This window comes from Kineococcus gynurae, from assembly GCF_042433995.1.
GTDB classification, from domain to species: domain Bacteria; phylum Actinomycetota; class Actinomycetes; order Actinomycetales; family Kineococcaceae; genus Kineococcus; species Kineococcus gynurae.
In genome coordinates, this window is sequence record NZ_JBHLUI010000006.1 from 179624 (window position 1) to 197038 (window position 17415).

Consider the following 17415-nt stretch of genomic DNA (forward strand, 5'->3'; position numbering starts at 1 on the left):
CGGGCGGGGATCGTCCAGGACACGTGAGCGACCGAGCGGCAGGGAAGAGGAACAGGACATGGCAGGCCAGCTGAGGGCCTACCGGCGGCAGATCCGCTCGGTCCAGGCGACCAAGAAGATCACCCGGGCGATGGAGCTCATCGCGGCCTCGCGCATCGTCAAGGCGCAGGCCGCGGTGCGGGCGTCGACCCCGTACGCCCGGGCCCTGACCCGGGCGGTGAGCGCGGCGGCGGCGAACAGTTCGCTGGACCACCCGCTCATCACCGAGAAGCCCGAGGTCCGGCGCGCGGCGGTGCTGGTGTGCAGCTCCGACCGCGGGCTGGCCGGCTCCTACTCCTCCTCCATCCTGCGGGAGGGGGAGCGCGTGACGGCGGCCCTGCGCGAGCAGGGCAAGGAGATCGCGCCGTACCTGGTGGGCCGCAAGGCCAGCGCGTTCTACCGCTTCCGTCGTCGTCCCGTGGTCGAGGAGTGGGTGGGCTTCACCGACAAGCCCGCCTTCTCCGACGCCAAGGCGATCGGCGAGCGGCTCGTGGCCGACTTCGGCAAGGAGTACGAGCAGGGCGGGATCGACGAGATCCACGTCGTCTACACGCACTTCGTCTCGATGGTCACCCAGGAGGCCCGGGTCATCCGGCTGCTGCCGCTGGAGGTCGTCGAGGGCCAGGGGCCGAACGACGGCGAGCTCACCCCGCTCTACGAGTTCGAACCGAGCGCCGACGCGGTGCTCGACGCGCTGCTGCCCAAGTACGTCAACAGCCGGATCTTCAACTGCCTCCAGCAGGCCGCGGCCTCCGAGCTCGCGGCCCGGCAGCGGGCGATGAAGTCGGCCACCGACAACGCCGACGAGCTGGTCAAGAAGCTGACCCGGCTCGCCAACAACGCCCGCCAGGCGGAGATCACCCAGGAGATCAGCGAGATCGTGGGCGGCGCGGACGCGCTCGCCTCCTCCGGTTCTCGGTCCTGATCCACCCGAACACCAGCAGCACAGACGCCGCACGACCACTCAGGAAGCTAGGGAGCCGTTCATGACCGCCACCGTCAGCGAGGCACAGGGCACCACCGACCGTGGCGCCACCGGCCGGATCGCCCGCGTCATCGGGCCCGTCGTCGACGTGGAGTTCTCCACCGACACGATGCCCGAGATCAACAACGCCCTGACCACCCAGGTCACCATGGGCGGGGAGACCTCCACGGTCACCCTCGAGGTCGCCTCGCACCTGGGCGACAACATGATCCGCGCGATCTCCCTCAAGCCGACCGACGGCATGGTCCGCGGTGCCCCGGTCGTCGACTCCGGCGCGCCGATCTCGGTGCCGGTCGGTGACGTGACCAAGGGCCACGTGTTCAACGCGATCGGCGAGTGCCTGAACCTGGAGGAGGGCGAGACCCTCCAGGTGACCGAGCGCTGGCCGATCCACCGCAAGGCCCCCGCCTTCGACCAGCTCGAGTCCAAGACCCAGATGTTCGAGACCGGCATCAAGGTCATCGACCTGCTGACCCCCTACGTGCTGGGCGGGAAGATCGGTCTGTTCGGTGGTGCGGGCGTCGGCAAGACCGTCCTCATCCAGGAGATGATCCAGCGCGTCGCGCAGGACCACGGCGGTGTGTCGGTGTTCGCGGGCGTCGGCGAGCGCACCCGTGAGGGCAACGACCTCATCGGCGAGATGGCCGAGGCCGGCGTCTTCGACAAGACCGCCCTCGTGTTCGGCCAGATGGACGAGCCGCCGGGGACGCGTCTGCGCGTGGCCCTGTCCGCCCTGACGATGGCGGAGTACTTCCGCGACGTGCAGAAGCAGGACGTGCTGCTGTTCATCGACAACATCTTCCGGTTCACCCAGGCCGGTTCCGAGGTGTCGACCCTGCTGGGCCGCATGCCCTCCGCCGTCGGGTACCAGCCCACGCTGGCCGACGAGATGGGCGTGCTGCAGGAGCGCATCACCTCGACGCGTGGTCACTCGATCACCTCGCTGCAGGCGATCTACGTGCCCGCCGACGACTACACCGACCCGGCGCCGGCCACCACGTTCGCGCACCTCGACGCGACCACCGAGCTGTCGCGCGAGATCGCCTCGCGCGGTCTGTACCCCGCGGTGGACCCGCTGACCTCGACCTCGCGCATCCTGGACCCGCTCTACATCGCGAAGGACCACTACGAGACCGCGGTCCGGGTCAAGCAGATCCTCCAGCGCAACAAGGAGCTGCAGGACATCATCGCGATCCTCGGGGTCGACGAGCTGTCCGAGGAGGACAAGCTGACGGTGAGCCGCGCGCGGCGCATCCAGCAGTTCCTCTCGCAGAACACCTACATGGCGGAGAAGTTCACCGGGGTCGCCGGCTCCACCGTGCCGCTCAAGGAGACCATCGAGGGCTTCTCGAAGATCGCCGACGGCGAGCTGGACCACATCGCCGAGCAGGCCTTCTTCAACGTCGGCGGGCTCGAGGACGTCGAGCGCAACTGGGACCGGATCCAGAAGGAGACCGGCGGCCGCTGAGGCCGTCCGTCCCCTCCGATCCCGTAACGACAGGAGATTCACGTGGCTTTGCAGGTCGAACTCGTCGCCGCCGACCGTCAGGTCTGGTCCGGCGAGGCCTCGATGGTCCGGGCCCGGACGGCGGACGGCGAGATCGGCATCCTGCCCGGTCACGAACCCCTGCTGGCCGTGCTCCAGAGCGGTGAGGTCAAGATCGTCGGAGCCGGTTCCGACGGGGTGACCGCCCAGGTCGACGGCGGGTTCTTCTCGGTGGACTCCGACAAGGTCACGATCGTGGCCGAGTCGGTCGAGGTGGGTGCGGCCGCCGAGGCGCGTCCGCACTCCTGAGCCCGGCTAGCGTCGGAGAACGTCGGACCGGGGTCGAGGAGGCGCCGAGGTGCGAGAACTGCTGGTCTCCCTGGAGGTCGCCGGCGGTGTCGCCCTGCTGCTCCTGCTCAGCCTGGTCGTCGTGGTCCTGCGCCGACGCCGGTTGACCGACCGGTACGGAACGTTCGACTGCTCGCTGCGCCGCCCCGGGCAGGCCCGTCGTTGGGCCCTCGGGGTGGCGCGGTACGAGTCCGACCGGTTGGACTGGTACCGCGTCTTCTCCTTCTCGCCCCGCCCCTCGCAGACCTTGTCGCGGGGGGCGATCCTCGTCCTGGACCGTCGGGTCCCCGACGCGACCGAGGCGATGGCCGTCCAGCCGGGGGCCCTCGTCGTCGAGTGCGCCTACGAGGGACAGATCCTGGCGCTGGGGATGACCCAGGACGAGTACACCGGTTTCGCCTCGTGGCTGGAGTCCTCCCCGCCCGGACAGGGTCCGGGCCTCAGCTGACCCGCCGGGGGTCCTCCCGGCCGGCCTTGCGGTCGCGCCTCAACCGCGGCGGCGGTGGTCCGCGAGCACGGTCCGGGCGATCGAGGCCTCCTCGGGGAAGACCATGAGTCGGGGCCCCTCCGTGGTCGGGGCGAGCGTCGCCCGGATCCCCGCGTCGACCAGCACGCGGCGCAGCACCTCGGCCTCGATGAAGGTCGCGGGCTCGGCCACGACCTCCAGCAGGCCGTACTCCTCGCTGCTGCCGCTCTTCGGCCGTCGCTCGACGAGGGAGCGGCCGTGGCTGAAGGTCCAGCGCAGGAGCAGCACCAGGACCCCGACGAAGACGAACGCCATCACGGGTCCGACCGCGTAGTAGTACCCGCCGCCGAAGGTCACCCCTCCAGTGTGGACCCCCGCCCGGGAACCGCCGACCCCGGGCGAATGGTGACGGTTTCATCACAACCCGTGTTCGGCAACCCTGCGCTGAGCATCGGTGGCACAGTGTGGCTGCTGGGACTCACGAGCCGGAGCGGTGGGCACGACGTCGATGTCGTTCTCCGATGCAACCGGAGCGAGGTGTCCTGCGTCAGAGCGGTGTACCGACCGGCGTCCTCGGGGGAGGAACAGATGGCCGTGAGCAATGCCGCGCCCGTGATCACGGGTGCCCCGGTGAGACCGTCCGAGGACGGGTCCCGGATCCGTCCGGCGCGCCCGTCGGCCGCGGAGGACGTGGCCGCCCGGCGGGCGGCCCGCGTGCTCGACCCGCGGCTGGCCGGCGCCGAGGAGACGGTTCGCGGGCAGCGGGTCCGGATCAGCGGGCACCTCGACGTGCACTCGGTGCCCGACGTCCGTGCCGCGCTGCACCACGCCGTCGACGACGGCCAGGGCGACCTGGTGGTGGAGCTCGGCGACGTCGTGATCGGCGACGCCACCGGGCTCGGGGTCCTGGTGGGGGCCCACCGCCGCGCGCAGCGCCGGGGCCGTCGGCTCGTCCTGGCCGGCGTCACGCTGCCCACCCTGCGCCTGCTGCGGGTCACCAAGCTGCACCGCGTCCTCACCCTGGCCGAGACGCGTCCGGAGGAGGCCGGGACGGTCGACGGCGCCGTCCGCCCGCCGAGCCCGGCCGAGGCCGCGGTGCGGGCCGAGCGGTTGCGCCGGGCGCGCAGCGTGGTCGACCGGACGCTGGGCGGCAGCGGGGCTCAGAACAGCCGGGCGGTCGGGTCGTCGATGCCGCGCAAGGCGTCGTAGTCCAGGGTCAGGCACCGGATGCCGCGGTCGGTCGCGAGCACGCGCGCCTGCGGCTTGATCTCCTGGGCGGCGAACACGCCGCGGACGGGCGCGATCAGCGGGTCGCGGTTGAGCAGCTCCAGGTAGCGGGTCAGCTGCTCGACCCCGTCGATCTCTCCACGTCGTTTGATCTCGATCGCGACGGTGGCGCCCTCGGCGTCCTTGGCCAGGATGTCGACCGGACCGATCGCCGTCATGTACTCGCGTCGGACCAGCTGGTAGCCCTCGCCCAGGGTCGTGATGTGCTCGGCCAGCAACGCCTGCAGGTGCGCCTCGACGCCGTCCTTGACCAGCCCCGGGTCGACCCCGAGCTCGTGGGCGGAGTCGTGCAGGATCTCGGTGATCGTCACGACCAACCGGTCCTCGGTCTTGAGGTTCTGCACCGTCCAGGTCTCGACGGGGGCGGCGCCGTCGGTGGGTGCGTCCACCCCGCCCGGCGTGATCGTGAGCTTGGCCGGTGGCGACATCCAGTTCAGCGGCTTGTAGGAACCGCCGTCGGAGTGCACCAGCACGCTGCCGTCGGCCTTCACCAGCAGCAGCCGGGTGGCCGGGGCCAGGTGGGCGGAGAGCCGTCCCGCGTAGTCGACGGAGCAGCGGGCGATGACGAGACGCACGGGAGGGGAGCCTACGGGGTGGCCCGGCGACCCGACGCCCGCGCCGGCCCGTCGCCCGCCCGTCGCCCGCTCCGGCCCGTGTCCCCCGAAAGGGGGTCAGGTGCGGGTGTAACACCGAACCATGATCACCCGGTATCCCTGTGTACCGGGTGCGTGGTCTCGGTGGTGTGGAGGGGACACCACCGGGGCACCGCCCGGTAAATTTCTGCCCGTGCCCCGTGCCAACCGCCGCCGCGTCGACGAACCCCGTGGCGTGCCGGGGCGCGGGGTCGACCGCAGCGTCTCCGGGTCCGACGGGGACTGGATCGTACGGACCCTGCGCGGGGACTCCTCGGCCAAGACCTACCGCTGCCCCGGCTGTCGGCAGGAGATCGCCCCCGGCGTCCCGCACCTCGTCGTCTGGCCCTCCCGCGGCACCTTCTCGGCCGGGGACGGCGTCTCGGAGCGCCGGCACTGGCACCGGGCCTGCTTCGAGCACCGCGGGCGCCGGGGCTGACGCGCGGGGGGTAGCGTCAGCGGGCGTGGAACGCCTGCACGACCCCGCCGTCCGGGGCTTCGCCAGTGACAACGCCTCCGGAGCCCACCCCGACGTCCTGGCCGCCCTGGGCGAGGCCTCGACCGGGCACGTCATGGGCTACGGGGCCGACCCGTACACCCGGCGGCTCGAGGAGGTGGTGCGCGGGCACTTCGGGGAGCACGCCGAGACCGCCGTCCTGCTGACCGGGACGGGGGCCAACGTCGTCGCCCTGCAGGCCCTCACCCGGCGCTGGGAGTCGGTCGTCTGCTCCGACGTGGCCCACGTCCTGCACGACGAGGGCGGGGCCCCCGAGCACGTCGGGGGGATCAAGCTGCTCCCGGCCCCCAGCGAGCACGGACGGATCCACCCCGGTGACCTCGCACGGCTGGTCGCCGACGCCTCCTCCCCGATGGCCGCCCCGGCCGGCGCCCTCACCCTCACCCAGTCCACCGAGCTGGGCACCAGCTACGGGCTGCAGGAGACGGTCGAACTCGTCCGCACCGCCCACGAGCTGGGACTGCGGGTTCACGTGGACGGGGCGAGGCTGGCCAACGCCGCCGTGTTCCACCAGGTTGGCCTCGGTGAGCTGACCAGTGCGCTCGGCGTGGACGTGGTCTCCCTGGGCGCGACCAAGAACGGTGCCCTGATGGCCGAGGCCGTGGTCGTGCTGAACCCCGGTCGCGCCCCCGGGGTGGCCCGCCTGCGCAAGCAGTCGTTGCAGCTGGCCTCCAAGGCCCGCTACGTCTCGGCGCAGCTGCTGGCCCTGCTGGAGGGGAACCTCTGGTGGGAGAACGCCGCTCACGCCAACGCGTGCGCGGTCGAGCTCGCCGACCGGGCCCGCGCCGCGGGCATCGCGCTGTCCCGGCCCGTCGAGGCGAACGCGGTGTTCGCCCTCCTGCCGCCCGAGGTGGCGGACCGCGCCGCGGCGGAGGTGCCCTTCCACGTCTGGGACACCCGGCCGGAGGCGGGCGACGGGCTGGTCGAGGTGCGCTGGGTCTGCAGCTGGGACACGCGCCCCGAGGACGTCACCGCGCTGCTGTCGCTCGTGGCGCCGGCGGCGGCCCGGGCGGGGGTCGGCGCATGAGCACCGGACCCGCGCCGGTCGCGGGGGAGCGGATCGGCCCCGCGACGGTGCTGCCGGCCCGTCGCGAGGACGTCGAGCTGCACACCGCCGACGGTCTGACCCTCGTGGGCGAACTGGCCCTGCCCTTGGACCGTGACCCCGTCGCCACCCTGGTCACCCTGCACCCGTTGCCGACCGCCGGGGGGTTCATGGACTCCCACGTCCTGCGCAAGGCGGCGAACCGGCTGCCGGCGCTGGCCGACCTCGCGGTGCTCCGGTTCAACACCCGGGGCACGACCAGTCCCCGTGGCACCAGCCAGGGGGAGTTCGACGCGGGCGGCGCCGAGCGCTTCGACGTCGCCGCCGCCCTGGAGTTCGCGGAGTTCCGCGAGCTGCCGCACGTGTGCCTGCTGGGCTGGAGCTTCGGCACCGACCTGGCGCTCGTGCACGGCCGGGACCCGTTGGTGGAGAGACTGATCCTGCTCTCGCCGCCGTTGCGCTGGTCGCAGCCGAGCGATCTCGCCGCCTGGGCGCAGCTCGACGTCCCGGTCACCGCGCTGGTGCCGGAGTTCGACGACTTCCTGCGCCCGGACGAGGCCCGCGAGCGGTTCGCGCCCCTCACCCAGCTGGAACTGGTCGCGGTGGAGAAGGCCAAGCACCTGTGGGTGGGGGAACCGTTCGTCCGTCGGGTCCTGGACGAGATCGTGGCCCGGGTGAACCCCACGAGGTCCCCGCTGCCCACCACCTGGGGCTGAGCCGCGGGGGCCGTCGGCGCCGGGATCAGGCAGGCGTGCCCTGGCGGTCGCCGGTGGCGGTGAGGTCCACGACCCCGTCGCCCGCACCCGCCCCGGACTGGTCGGCGTCTCCGCGCGGGCCCAGCTTCTCGCGCAGGTCGTCGAACTGGGTCGTGATCTCGTCGCGGCGGCGCATCAGCCCGTCGACCTCGGCGTTGGCCTCCTCGCGCACCTGGTCGGCGAAGGCCTTGGCCTCCGAGCGCTGCCGGGCGGCCTCCTCGCGGGCCTCGGCGAGGACGGCGTCGGCCTCGCGCCGGGCCTCCTCCATCCGTTTGGCCGCCTGGGCCAGGGCGTCGGCGCGCACCGACTCAGCCTCGTCGAGCGCCTGACGCACCCGCTCCTCGGCCTCGGCGGCGCGACGTCCGGCCTCGGTGATCTGCGCGTCGGTGCGGGCGGCGGCCGAGGCCAGCCGCAGCCGGTCCTCCTCGGCGGCGCGCTCGCGCGCGGCGGCGACGGCCAGCTCCTGCTCCCGGGCGGCGGCCTCGGCCGCGGCCCGGACCTGGGTCGCGTAGTGGTCGGCCTTGGCGCGCACCTCGGCGGCCTCGCGCTCGGCGGCCGCGAGCATCTCGGCCTTCTCGTGCTCGGCGGCGGCCCGCATCTGCTCCGCCCCACGGTGGGCGGCGGCCGCGGTCTCGGCCGCGGTGCGCTGCGCGGACTCCACGAGGCCCTGGGCCTGGGCCCGGGCCTGGGCGCGCAGCTCGTCGGCGTCGCGGGTGGACTCGTGGCGACGGCGCTCGGCGTCGCCCTCGGCCGCCTCGCGGGTCTCCGTGGCGGAGCGGCGGGCGTCGGTCCGCTGCCGGTCGGCGTCGCGCCGGGCCGAGTGCAGCATCTCGTTGGCCTGGTCCTCGGCGAGGCTCAGCAGCTGGTGGGCCCGGGCGCCGAGGGAGGAGTAGGTGGGGTTCTCCCGCTCGCGCAGCTCGCGCTGGGCGGTGTCGAGCTCGCCGGCGATGCGCAGGGCGCGCGCGTCGATCTCCTTGACCCGGGCGCGGGCCTCCTCGAGGGCGGTCTCGAGGTGTCGCATCCGGGCGTCGACCTGGCCCCGGTCGTAACCGCGGACGACGACGCCGAACTGCTCGGTGGACTCGGACACCGGCGGACCTCCGCATGACGTGATGGCGTGATGACCGCACCCGGCAGGGTGATCGGTCGGCTGCGGGTCAGCGTAGCCGCGCGCCGTCGTCGGGAGTCGGGGCGACACACTCGCCGGTAGCGTGCGGGCCATGCTCGTCGCCTTCTCCGTCGCCCCCTCCGGTGGACCGGCCCCTGTCGGGGCCGCCCCGGACTCCGTCACCGCGGCCGTCGCCGACGCCGTCCTCGTCGTGCGGGAGTCCGGGCTGCCGCACCGGACCGATGCGATGTTCACCACGGTCGAGGGCTCGTGGAAGGAGTGCATGGACGTCGTGCGCCGCGCCTGCGAGGCGGTCGGGCGGCACGGTCCGCGGGTGTCGCTGGTCCTCAAGGCCGACATCCGCCCGGGTCACGAGGGTGAGCTCACCGGCAAGCTGGAACGGCTCGAGGCGGCCGTCGAGCGGACCCAGGGGGAGGCGGGGCGCGGTCAGTGACCGCCCCCCGCCGGGACCCGGGACCACGTCGTGATGGCCCGTGCGGGCCCGCTGGTCAGGCCCGGCGGCGACGCAGCGCAGCGTCCACCGCGACCCGTCCGGGCCCGGTGAGGAGCAGGGTGGCGCCGATCGCCGCGAGCAGCACGGCGTTCTCGCCGTTGAGTTGACCCTCGATGAACAGACCGTCGCCGGAGTGCATGAACACCCAGGTCAGGACCATCTGGACGAGCAGCAGCCCGCCCGCGACCCGGGTCGCGAGCCCCAGTAGGAGCAGCACGCCGAGGCCGATCTCCCCGGCGACCACGAGGATCCCGGCGATCTCCGGGGCCGGGACGCCGCTGCCGGCCGCGGCGGCGGTGACGCCGTCGAGCCCGGTCAGCTTGGGGATGCCGTGGGTGAGCAGGACGGCCCCGGCGACGAGGCGCAGCGCGAGCAGGCCGAGGGAGTGGCCGGTGCTCGGGCGGGTCACGGTGAGCGTGCCGGAGGGGGGTGCGGTGGTGCTGGTCATCGCGGGTCTCCTTCGCGGACGGGTGGGCCCCAGGACGGGGGTTCGGGCGCGGTGATCGGTCGCTCGGGCCAGGACGATGCTTGCAGGTACAAGCAAGGGTGACCTTAACTCAGGTGGGTGATCCGCGCCCCTCGGGCCGTTAGGGTGGCTGCGCTCCCGACCCCGGACCCCCTCGGAGGCCCAGCCGTGAGGCGTGTACTCGCCGTGCTCCTCGCGTTCGGCGGTGCGGCGGCCCTCGCGGTCGGCGTCCTGCTGCTGACCGCGTTCGCCCCGCCCTCGACCCTCACCACCAGCACGACGCTGGACGGTGACGGTCCGGTGGCCGTCGTGACGGCCCCCGGGGTCCTGGCGCTGAGCGGCCCCGAGGCCACGGTGCGGGTCACCGCCGCCGGGGCCGACGACCCGGTCTTCGTCGCCCTCGTCCGTCCCGACGACGCGACCGCCTGGCTCGACGGCGCGGCGGTCGAGACCGTCACCGGCGTCACGGGCCCCCTCGACGCCCCCCGCACCACGGTGACGACCGGGGGCGAGGGACCGGCCGGCGACCCGCGCACCTCCGACGTGTGGATCACCGCGGAGTCCGGCACCGGCAGCGCCGGTCTGCGCTGGCCCACCGAGGGCGACGCCGTGCGCGCGGCCGCCGGGCCGGCCACCGACACCGCGGTCCTCCTCGTCACGGGGGACGGGACGACCCCCTTCTCCGGCACCGTGACGCTGCAGTGGCCGCTGCAGGACGCCCAGGGTGACGCCCTGCGGCACCCGGCCGCGGTCCCGCTGGTCGTCGCGGGTGCCGCGCTGCTCGTCCTCGCCGTCCTCCTGCTCGTCCTCGCCCGTCGGAGCGGGCGACGAGGGCGGCGGTCCACCCGCCGGGAGGCCCGGCCCGCCGACCAGGAGGGCGCCCGATGAGCACCCGCACCCGCCCCACCCGCCGCGCGCTCGGGCTGGCCCTCGCCCTCGGGCTGCCGCTGGCCGGGTGCGCCCAGCTGCCCACCGTCTCCACCCCGCCCGCCCCGGAGCGGGTGCTGCCGGTCGTCGCGCCCGCCCAGGCCGCGCGCATCACGACCGATGCCGTCGCGGGTCTGCAGTCCGCCGACCCGGTGGCCGACCCGACCGCGGCGGCCGAGCGCCTCACCGGCCCCGAGCTGGACCTGCGCACCGCCGCGGCCCGGATCGCCGCCGCCGGGGGCACCCCGGCGGCCACCGGCGGGGCCGACGACTTCGACCCCGTCTCCTCGCTGCTGCCCCGGCAGGAGGACTGGCCGCGGTGGTTCGTGGTGGTCACGGGGGCGGGGGCCGACGAGAAGCCGTCGTTCGCCCTGCTGACCTCGGAGTCGGCCCGAACCCCCTACAAGGTGTGGGCCACGCCCTCGCTGCTGCCCGGCGTGAGCCTGCCCACCACCGACGCGCCCTCGGCCGGGGCCGACGTCGTGGCCCCCGACGAGGACACGAACCTGGTCGCGAGCCCGCAGCAGGTGGCCGAGCGCTACGTCGACGTCCTGCTGCGCGACACCGAGTCGGAGTTCGTCGAGCAGTTCGCCGAGGACGCCTTCCGCTCCGGTGTGGAGGAGGCGGTCCAGCGCGACACCGCCTCGCTGCAGGCCCAGGGGGGTCGGTTCGAGCAGACCCGGGAACTCCTGCCCGACTCGGTGCGGGCGGTCCGTACCCGTGACGGCGGCGCGATCGCCTTCGCGGCCATGCGGTGGAGCACCACGCAGTCCGGCCCGGCCGGGGGGCGGGCGGGCACGCTCGACGCGGCGACGGCGGCGCTCGCCGGCCGCGAGCAGGCCCGTTCGGTGACCGTGGTGCGCGACGAGGTCGTCGCCTTCGCCATCCCGGCGCAGGGGACGGTGCGGGTGCTGGCCGCGCAGAGCGGACCGGTCTCGGCCGAGGCGTCCTGACACCTCGACGGCCCGGGTCGCCCTGCGTGAGAAGCTGTCGCCCATGAGTCAGCCCTCCGCGCAGCCCGGCCCCCAGCTCAATCTCCGGGGTGCCGTGGACCTCGGCGCGATCGCGGCCCGCAACGCCCGCCGCGAGGAGGTCGCCCGTCGTCAGGCGGGTGACCCGGTGGCCGCGGCGCCGGCGCCGTTCGTCGTCGACGTCACCGAGCAGAACTTCACCGAGGTCGTCCAGCAGTCGGCCGAGGTCCCCGTCCTGGTGGAGCTGTGGGCCGAGGGGTACGACACGGGGGCCGAGGTCCTGGTGACCCTCGTCGGCGAGGCCGGGGGCCGGCTGCTGCTGGCCCGCATCGACGCGCAGGCCGAACCCAACCTCGCCCAGTCCCTGCTGCAGACCCTCCAGGCCCGCTCGGTGCCGCTGGTCGCGGCCATCGTCAAGGGCCAGCCCATCCCGCTGTTCACCGGTAGCTACCCCAGCGCGGAGGAGGGGCGTCCGCTGCTGGAGGAGGTGCTGCGGGTCGCCGAGGCCAACGGCGTGTCGGGCCGGCTCGCCGGGGCCGAGGACGTCGACCAGGCCGCGGAGCCGTCCGCCCCGCCGCTGCCCCCGCTGCACGCCGAGGCCCTCGCCGCGCTCGAGACCGGCGACCTCGACGCCGCCGCGGCCGCCTGGCACAAGGCCCTGGCCCAGGACCCGCGCGACGTCGAGGCGACCGCGGGACTGGCCCGGGTCGGGGTGCTGCGCCGGCTCGAGGGCGTCGACGCCGACGCCGCGCGGTCGGCCGCGGCCGCCGCGCCGACCGACGTCGCGGCCCAGCTCGTCGCCGCCGACCTCGACCTGGCCGGCGGTCACGTCGAGGACGCCTTCGCCCGTCTCGTCCGCCTGGTGACGCTCACCGCGGGGGAGGAGCGCGACGCGGCCCGGACCCACCTGCTCGAGCTGTTCGCCGTCGTGGGCCCCGACGACCCGCGGGTCGCCAAGGCGCGCCTGGCGCTGTCCCGCGCACTGTTCTGAGCGACCCCTCCTGAGCGATCTGGAGGTCCCCGGGCGCAGCGAACGCGTCCGCACGGCCGTGCTCCGCGCGGTCCGGGCGGAGCTGCTGGAGTCCGGGGTCGAAGGGTTGACGGTCGACCGCGTCGCCCAGCGCAGCGGCGTGCACCGGGCCACCGTCTACCGGCGGTGGGGGGACGTGGGCGGGTTGCTGGCCGACGCCGTCCGCGCGGCCCGGGACAGCGCGTGGACCCCGCCGGACACCGGCAGCCTGGCGGGCGACCTGACCGCCCTGGCCGAGGAGGTCGTCGGGGCCCACCAGGGTCGGCCGACGTTGGCCGTGGCCCTGCTGGCGGCCTCGTTCCGCTCCGAGGCCGCCGCCACCGAGCTCAACGGTTTCTGGAGCGACCGGTTGGGCGCCGCGGTGGCCGTGGTGGAGCGGGCCCGGTCGCGGGGTGAGGTGCCCGAGGGCACCGACGGCGAGGCGGTCGTGCTCGCGGTGACCGGGCCGTTGCTGCAGTCGGTGCTCCTGCTGGGCCGCCCGGTCGCCGAGCCCGACGTCGAGGGGTTGGCCGCGCGCGTGGCCGCGGCCGCGGCGGCGGGACTTCTCGGCTGACGCCGAGCCCGACGGACGTCAGGGCAGGTGGGCCTCGGCCATCCAGAGCGCGGCCAGGCTCGGGCCGTCCGCGATCCCCCCGGCGGCGACCAGATCGCGGACGCGACCGCGCGGGACGAAGCCGCTGACCATGTCGGCCTCGGTCTCCTCCCGTCGGGGCCTGCCGGCCACGAGGTCGGTGGCCAGCCACACGGAGCACCCCTGGCTGGACATGCCGTAGGCGGCGTAAAGGAACCCGATGCGGTGCAGGCTCCCCGCCCGCAGGCCGGTCTCCTCCTCGAGCTCGTCGCGGGCCAGGGCCTCGGCCTCGGCCCCGGTCGTCGACGTGCCCTGGGGGAACTCCCACGCCCGGCGCCCCACGGGGTAGCGGAACTGCTCCACCATCCAGAACCCCTCGCCGGCCACCCCGTCCACGGCGACGCCCTCGCCGTCCCCCTGGTAGGGGACGACGAGGGCGAAGTCCGGCTTGTCGACGACGCCGTAGACCCCTTCGCCGCCGTCGGCCCGGCGGACCCGGTCCTCGCGGACGCTCATCCAGGCGTTGCGGTAGACCTCGCGGCCCGAGATCCGCTCCACGTCGTCAGGGCCCCGGGATCAGCTGTTGTCGAGCACCAGCCAGGTGGCCCCGAGCGGCGGGACCCGCAGCCCGACGGAGTGCTCGCGACCGTTCCACTCCCGGGCCTCGGAGACCAGCGTCTGCGGGTTCGTCACGCCGGAACCGGCGAAACGCTCCTCGTCGGTGTTGAGCACCTCGCGCCACGCCCCGGGGGTCGGGACCCCCACCCGGAAGTCCTCGTAGGCCGTCGGGGAGAAGTTGACGACGACGAGCAGCGGCTTGCCCGAGGCGTCGCGGCGGACGAACGACAACAGGTTGCGCCCGTTGTCCCCGCCGTCGATCCACTCGAACCCGGAGGGGCTGAAGTCGTCCTCCCACAGTTCCGGACGCTGCTTGTAGACGGCGTTCAGCTCGGCCACCAGGTCGTGCAACCCCTTGTGCCACGGGGTGTCGAGCAACCACCAGTCCAGGGAGCGCGACTCCGACCACTCGGCCTCCATCCCGAGCTCGGACCCCATGAACAGCAGCTGCTTGCCCGGGTGCGACCACATGAAGGCGAGGTACGCCCGGACGTTGGCGAGCTGCTGCCACCGGTCGCCCGGCATCTTGCGCAGCAACGACCCCTTGCCGTGCACGACCTCGTCGTGGGAGATCGGGAGGCAGAAGTTCTCGCTGAAGGCGTAGACGAGGCTGAAGGTCAGCTCCCCGTGGTGGTACTGCCGGTAGACCGGCTCCTTGCTGACGTAGTCGAGGGTGTCGTGCATCCACCCCATGTTCCACTTCAGGCCGAAACCGAGACCGCCGCCGGACGTGGGGCCGGTGACTCCGGGGAACGCGGTCGACTCCTCGGCGATCATCATGATCCCCGGGTAGCGCTTGTAGGCCGTCGCGTTGGTCTCCTGCAGCAGGCCGATGGCCTCGAGGTTCTCGCGGCCGCCGTACTGGTTCGGCGCCCACTGACCCTCCTCGCGGGAGTAGTCCAGGTAGAGCATCGAGGCGACCGCGTCGACCCGCAGGCCGTCGATGTGGAACTCCTCCAGCCAGTAGAGGGCGCTGGCCACCAGGAAGTTGCGGACCTCGGACCGCCCGAAGTCGAAGACGTAGGTGCCCCAGTCCATCTGCTCACCGCGGCGCGGGTCCGGGTGCTCGTAGAGCGGGGTCCCGTCGAAGCGGGCCAGGGCGAAGGAGTCCTTGGGGAAGTGCGCGGGGACCCAGTCGAGGATGACCCCGATGCCGGCCTCGTGCAGCGCGTCCACCAGGTGACGGAACTCGTCGGGGGAGCCGAACCGGGAGGTGGGGGCGAAGTAGGAGGTGACCTGGTAACCCCAGGAACCGCCGAAGGGGTGCTCCATGACCGGCAGCAGCTCGACGTGGGTGAACCCGGTCTCGCGCACGTAGTCGACCAGCTCGGTCGCCAGTTCGCGGTACCCGAGACCCTGGCGCCAGGACCCCAGGTGCACCTCGTACACGGACACCGGACCGCTGTGCGGGTCCGACTGCGCCCGTTTCGTCATCCAGGAGTCGTCGGCCCACTCGTAGGCGGTCTCGGTGACCACCGACGCCGTCGAGGGCGGCACCTCGGTCGCCTGGGCCATCGGGTCGGCCTTCTGGTTCCAGTGCCCGTCCGGTCCCTGGATCTCGAACTTGTAGCGGCTGCCGGCCGTCACGCCGGGCACGAACAGCTCCCATACCCCGGAGGACCCCAGCGACCGCATGGAGTGCTGACGCCCGTCCCAGTGGTTGTGGTCGCCGACGACGCGCACGGCCCGGGCGTTGGGCGCCCACACGGCGAAGGCGGTGCCCTCGACGTCGCCGAGCACCCCGGGCCACCGCTTCACGTGCGCGCCCAGGACGTCCCAGAGCTGCTCGTGACGACCCTCCCCGATGAGGTGCAGGTCGACCTCGCCGAGCGTGGGCAGGAAACGGTAGGGGTCGTCCAGGACGTGGGCGACGCCGTCGCCGTAGGCGACCTCGACGCGGTAGTCCCCGTTGCGCCCGCCCGCCGCGACCCCGGCCCAGATCCCGTCCTGCTCGTGCCGGAGGGGGACGCGTCCTCCGTCCTCGGTGAGGACGGTGACCTCGGTGGCGAAGGGCTTCAGCACGCGGTACCCGACGCCCCCCTCGACCGGGTGGGCCCCGAGGATCGAGTGCGGCGCCCAGTGCGCGCCCCCCGCGACCTGGGCCAGCTCACCGGCGCTGACGTGCGGGGGCTGCAACGTGGACGAGTGCTCAGACATGCGGGGAGTCTCCCGTCATCGGGGGTGGGTGGCGAATTCTCGGTGGCTCGGGGCAGGGACGGGTCAGGCGAGCAGGCGACGGACCGCGGTGAGCGGGATGGAGACCCAGGTGGGTCGGTTGCGGACCTCGTAGACCACCTCGTACAGGGCCTTGTCCAGCTCCAGCGCGGCCAGCAGCGTGGCGGCTTCGCTGCCCGTCCGCCGCGGGTCCACCCCGCTGACCTCGCTCCACCCCTGCAGGAAGGCGTCCCGGGCGGCGGTGGCCCAGGCCGCGGCCGCCTCGCCCGCCCCCCCGGCCGCCGTGGCCGAGCCGGCCGCGTAGTCGAAGGAGCGCAGCATCCCGGCGACGTCGCGCAGCGCGAGGTCCGGCTCGGACCGTTCGGCGAGGGGACGCAGGGGTTCGCCCTCGAAGTCGAGCAGCACCCAGCCGCGCTCGGCCGAGTGCAGCACCTGCCCGAGGTGGTAGTCGCCGTGGACGCGTTGCAGGTCCGGGGCGGCCTGGACCGACCGGACCGCCTCGACGCGCGCGTGGGCCGGCTCCAGCAGCCCGGCCAGCTCGGTGGCGGCCGCGGCCGCCCAGTCGACCCGCGCGTGCAGGCCGTCGGCGAGGACGGCGAGACGCTCCGCCGTCGCCGGCACCGTGGGCAGCGTGCGGGCGAGGGTGGCGTGGACCTCGGCCGTGGCCCGCCCGAGCTCGGCCGCCTCGACCGAGAAGTCCCGCCCGGCGACCGCCGCGGCGGAGGCGACCTTCCAGGCGTCCTCGGAACCGGCCAGGAACTCGGTGAGGTGGGCCAGGTGACCCTGCACCCGCGCACCCTCGGCACCGGTCCAGTGCCCGTCGACCCACCCGGCCGGGCGGGGGACGCGACGGCAGCCGGCCTCGGCCAGGGCGGTCTGCACGACGACGTCGGGGTTGTCGCCGGGGTTCAGGACGCGGAAGACCTTGGCGATGACCGGGGGGCCGATCGGTTCCTCGGTGCCGGTCAGCACGATCGAGGTGTTCGACTGCTCCCCGGTGAGGACCCTGGCCCGGGCCTCCAGCGGGACGACGAGCCCGCCGTCGGCCGTGGCCCCCCCCGCCCCGAAGGCCGCGTCACCCACCCCCTCCTCGGCCAGCACGAGGGCCCGCAGGGCCCACGTCCAGGTCGGGTCGTGGGGGCCGTCGTAGACCCACGCCGGGTCCCCGGCCCCGTCCGGCCCGGCCGGCAGGTGGCCCACGAGGGCGTGCGCCAGGTCCGGGTCCGGCGCCGGGCGCAGGGTCACCGGGACCGCGTAGACGGTGGTCTCCCCGCCCGGACCCGCGCCCGAGCGCATCGTCAGCGCCAGCAGCTGCGCGACACCGCTCTCGTCGAGGTCGCTGCGTTCCAGCCGGACGACCTCGGCCGCGGATCCCTTGTGCGCGTACCAGCGCTGCCGGGGGACCCAGTCGCCGAGAAGGGTCAGCAGATCGTGGTCGGGGGACGTGGAGGACGGGGTCGGGTTCTCGGTCACGC

Annotated in this window: 19 protein-coding genes and 1 pseudogene; 13 read left to right on the forward strand and 7 right to left on the reverse strand. The window is 74.0% G+C overall.

From position 1 onward, the window contains the following. The first annotated feature begins 58 nt into the window (after positions 1–58). From ACFFKU_RS05595 to ACFFKU_RS05610, 4 genes are all read left to right on the forward strand, one after another. Positions 59–964: a F0F1 ATP synthase subunit gamma gene (locus ACFFKU_RS05595; RefSeq protein ID WP_380136356.1), complete on the forward strand. Its 906-nt coding sequence runs from the start codon at positions 59–61 to the stop codon at positions 962–964. Positions 965–1133: 169 nt separating this feature from the next. Next, the gene (gene atpD, locus ACFFKU_RS05600) at positions 1134–2492 is read left to right on the forward strand and encodes a F0F1 ATP synthase subunit beta (protein WP_512701491.1); all 1359 of its coding nucleotides are present in this window, start codon (positions 1134–1136) and stop codon (positions 2490–2492) included. A gap of 102 nt (positions 2493–2594) precedes the next feature. Beyond that, the gene (locus tag ACFFKU_RS05605; protein WP_380136471.1) at positions 2595–2819 is read left to right on the forward strand and encodes a F0F1 ATP synthase subunit epsilon; all 225 of its coding nucleotides are present in this window, start codon (positions 2595–2597) and stop codon (positions 2817–2819) included. A gap of 49 nt (positions 2820–2868) precedes the next feature. Then, complete coding sequence (locus tag ACFFKU_RS05610) at positions 2869–3306, forward strand: DUF2550 domain-containing protein (protein WP_380136358.1); 438 nt, start codon at positions 2869–2871, stop codon at positions 3304–3306. Positions 3307–3345: 39 nt separating this feature from the next. Here ACFFKU_RS05610 and ACFFKU_RS05615 read toward each other — a convergent pair whose 3' ends face one another. Further along, positions 3346–3681: a hypothetical protein gene (locus tag ACFFKU_RS05615; RefSeq protein ID WP_380136359.1), complete on the reverse strand. Its 336-nt coding sequence runs from the start codon at positions 3679–3681 to the stop codon at positions 3346–3348. 372 nt (positions 3682–4053) lie between these two features. On the opposite strand from ACFFKU_RS05615, the pseudogene ACFFKU_RS05620 reads away from it, so the two are divergent. Further along, positions 4054–4347 (forward strand): annotated as a pseudogene (locus ACFFKU_RS05620) (STAS domain-containing protein); the annotation flags it as partial. A 137-nt stretch (positions 4348–4484) separates the two neighbouring features. On the opposite strand, the gene nucS reads toward ACFFKU_RS05620, so the two are convergent. Next, entirely contained in the window at positions 4485–5186 is a 702-nt protein-coding gene (gene nucS / locus ACFFKU_RS05625) for an endonuclease NucS (protein WP_380136361.1), read from the reverse strand. Between the two features lie 211 nt (positions 5187–5397). Between nucS and ACFFKU_RS05630 the strand changes: the two genes are divergently transcribed. From ACFFKU_RS05630 to ACFFKU_RS05640, 3 genes are read left to right on the forward strand one after another with little or no spacing between them, the layout of a single operon-like run. Then, on the forward strand, positions 5398–5682 hold the full coding sequence (locus tag ACFFKU_RS05630; RefSeq protein ID WP_380136363.1) for an Rv1322 family protein: 285 nt from the start codon (positions 5398–5400) through the stop codon (positions 5680–5682). 25 nt (positions 5683–5707) lie between these two features. Beyond that, a complete protein-coding gene (locus tag ACFFKU_RS05635; RefSeq protein WP_380136364.1) occupies positions 5708–6787 on the forward strand; it encodes a threonine aldolase family protein in 1080 nt (359 codons plus the stop codon). Then, entirely contained in the window at positions 6784–7521 is a 738-nt protein-coding gene (locus ACFFKU_RS05640; protein WP_380136366.1) for an alpha/beta hydrolase, read from the forward strand. Before ACFFKU_RS05635 ends, ACFFKU_RS05640 begins: the two co-directional genes overlap by 4 nt. A gap of 25 nt (positions 7522–7546) precedes the next feature. Here the strand turns inward: ACFFKU_RS05640 and ACFFKU_RS05645 are convergent, their stop codons facing one another. Further along, positions 7547–8650, reverse strand: coding sequence for a hypothetical protein (locus tag ACFFKU_RS05645; RefSeq protein WP_380136367.1), 1104 nt, complete (start codon positions 8648–8650; stop codon positions 7547–7549). A gap of 130 nt (positions 8651–8780) precedes the next feature. Here ACFFKU_RS05645 and ACFFKU_RS05650 point away from each other — a divergent pair, with 130 nt between their 5' ends. Next, entirely contained in the window at positions 8781–9122 is a 342-nt protein-coding gene (locus tag ACFFKU_RS05650) for a thiamine-binding protein (protein ID WP_380136368.1), read from the forward strand. Positions 9123–9177: 55 nt separating this feature from the next. Here ACFFKU_RS05650 and ACFFKU_RS05655 read toward each other — a convergent pair whose 3' ends face one another. Beyond that, positions 9178–9630, reverse strand: a complete 453-nt coding sequence (locus ACFFKU_RS05655; RefSeq protein ID WP_380136369.1) for a DoxX family protein — start codon at positions 9628–9630, stop codon at positions 9178–9180. Between the two features lie 186 nt (positions 9631–9816). Here ACFFKU_RS05655 and ACFFKU_RS05660 point away from each other — a divergent pair, with 186 nt between their 5' ends. Genes ACFFKU_RS05660 through ACFFKU_RS05675 form a run of 4 tightly spaced genes read left to right on the forward strand, consistent with a single transcriptional unit; the run spans position 9817 to position 13129 of the window. Beyond that, a complete protein-coding gene (locus tag ACFFKU_RS05660) occupies positions 9817–10536 on the forward strand; it encodes a hypothetical protein (RefSeq protein WP_380136371.1) in 720 nt (239 codons plus the stop codon). Then, positions 10533–11528, forward strand: a complete 996-nt coding sequence (locus ACFFKU_RS05665; protein WP_380136372.1) for a DUF8094 domain-containing protein — start codon at positions 10533–10535, stop codon at positions 11526–11528. The genes ACFFKU_RS05660 and ACFFKU_RS05665 overlap by 4 nt, the downstream gene beginning before the upstream one ends. A 43-nt stretch (positions 11529–11571) precedes the next feature. Beyond that, positions 11572–12537, forward strand: a complete 966-nt coding sequence (locus tag ACFFKU_RS05670) for a co-chaperone YbbN (RefSeq protein WP_380136374.1) — start codon at positions 11572–11574, stop codon at positions 12535–12537. A gap of 58 nt (positions 12538–12595) precedes the next feature. Further along, positions 12596–13129: a TetR-like C-terminal domain-containing protein gene (locus tag ACFFKU_RS05675; protein ID WP_380136375.1), complete on the forward strand. Its 534-nt coding sequence runs from the start codon at positions 12596–12598 to the stop codon at positions 13127–13129. An 18-nt stretch (positions 13130–13147) separates the two neighbouring features. Here the strand turns inward: ACFFKU_RS05675 and ACFFKU_RS05680 are convergent, their stop codons facing one another. The 3 genes from ACFFKU_RS05680 to ACFFKU_RS05690 form a co-directional block, all read right to left on the reverse strand. Beyond that, the gene (locus ACFFKU_RS05680) at positions 13148–13705 is read right to left on the reverse strand and encodes an NUDIX domain-containing protein (protein WP_380136376.1); all 558 of its coding nucleotides are present in this window, start codon (positions 13703–13705) and stop codon (positions 13148–13150) included. Between the two features lie 18 nt (positions 13706–13723). Then, positions 13724–15922 (reverse strand): 1,4-alpha-glucan branching protein GlgB, encoded by a 2199-nt coding sequence (glgB, locus tag ACFFKU_RS05685; protein ID WP_380136377.1) that lies wholly within the window; start codon positions 15920–15922, stop codon positions 13724–13726. A 63-nt stretch (positions 15923–15985) separates the two neighbouring features. Next, a complete protein-coding gene (locus ACFFKU_RS05690; protein ID WP_380136379.1) occupies positions 15986–17413 on the reverse strand; it encodes a maltokinase N-terminal cap-like domain-containing protein in 1428 nt (475 codons plus the stop codon). Between the last annotated feature and the right edge of the window lie 2 nt (positions 17414–17415).

Bases quoted from the DNA above. Each gene is read 5' to 3' on its own strand.
- ACFFKU_RS05650 (WP_380136368.1), top strand. From the start codon at position 8,781: ATGCTCGTCGCCTTCTCCGTCGCCCCCTCCGGTGGACCGGCCCCTGTC.
- ACFFKU_RS05655 (WP_380136369.1), bottom strand. From the start codon at position 9,630: ATGACCAGCACCACCGCACCCCCCTCCGGCACGCTCACCGTGACCCGC.
- ACFFKU_RS05670 (WP_380136374.1), top strand. From the start codon at position 11,572: ATGAGTCAGCCCTCCGCGCAGCCCGGCCCCCAGCTCAATCTCCGGGGT.
- atpD (WP_512701491.1), top strand. From the start codon at position 1,134: ATGCCCGAGATCAACAACGCCCTGACCACCCAGGTCACCATGGGCGGG.
- glgB (WP_380136377.1), bottom strand. From the start codon at position 15,922: ATGTCTGAGCACTCGTCCACGTTGCAGCCCCCGCACGTCAGCGCCGGT.
- ACFFKU_RS05605 (WP_380136471.1), top strand. From the start codon at position 2,595: ATGGTCCGGGCCCGGACGGCGGACGGCGAGATCGGCATCCTGCCCGGT.
- ACFFKU_RS05640 (WP_380136366.1), top strand. From the start codon at position 6,784: ATGAGCACCGGACCCGCGCCGGTCGCGGGGGAGCGGATCGGCCCCGCG.
- ACFFKU_RS05595 (WP_380136356.1), top strand. From the start codon at position 59: ATGGCAGGCCAGCTGAGGGCCTACCGGCGGCAGATCCGCTCGGTCCAG.
- ACFFKU_RS05665 (WP_380136372.1), top strand. From the start codon at position 10,533: ATGAGCACCCGCACCCGCCCCACCCGCCGCGCGCTCGGGCTGGCCCTC.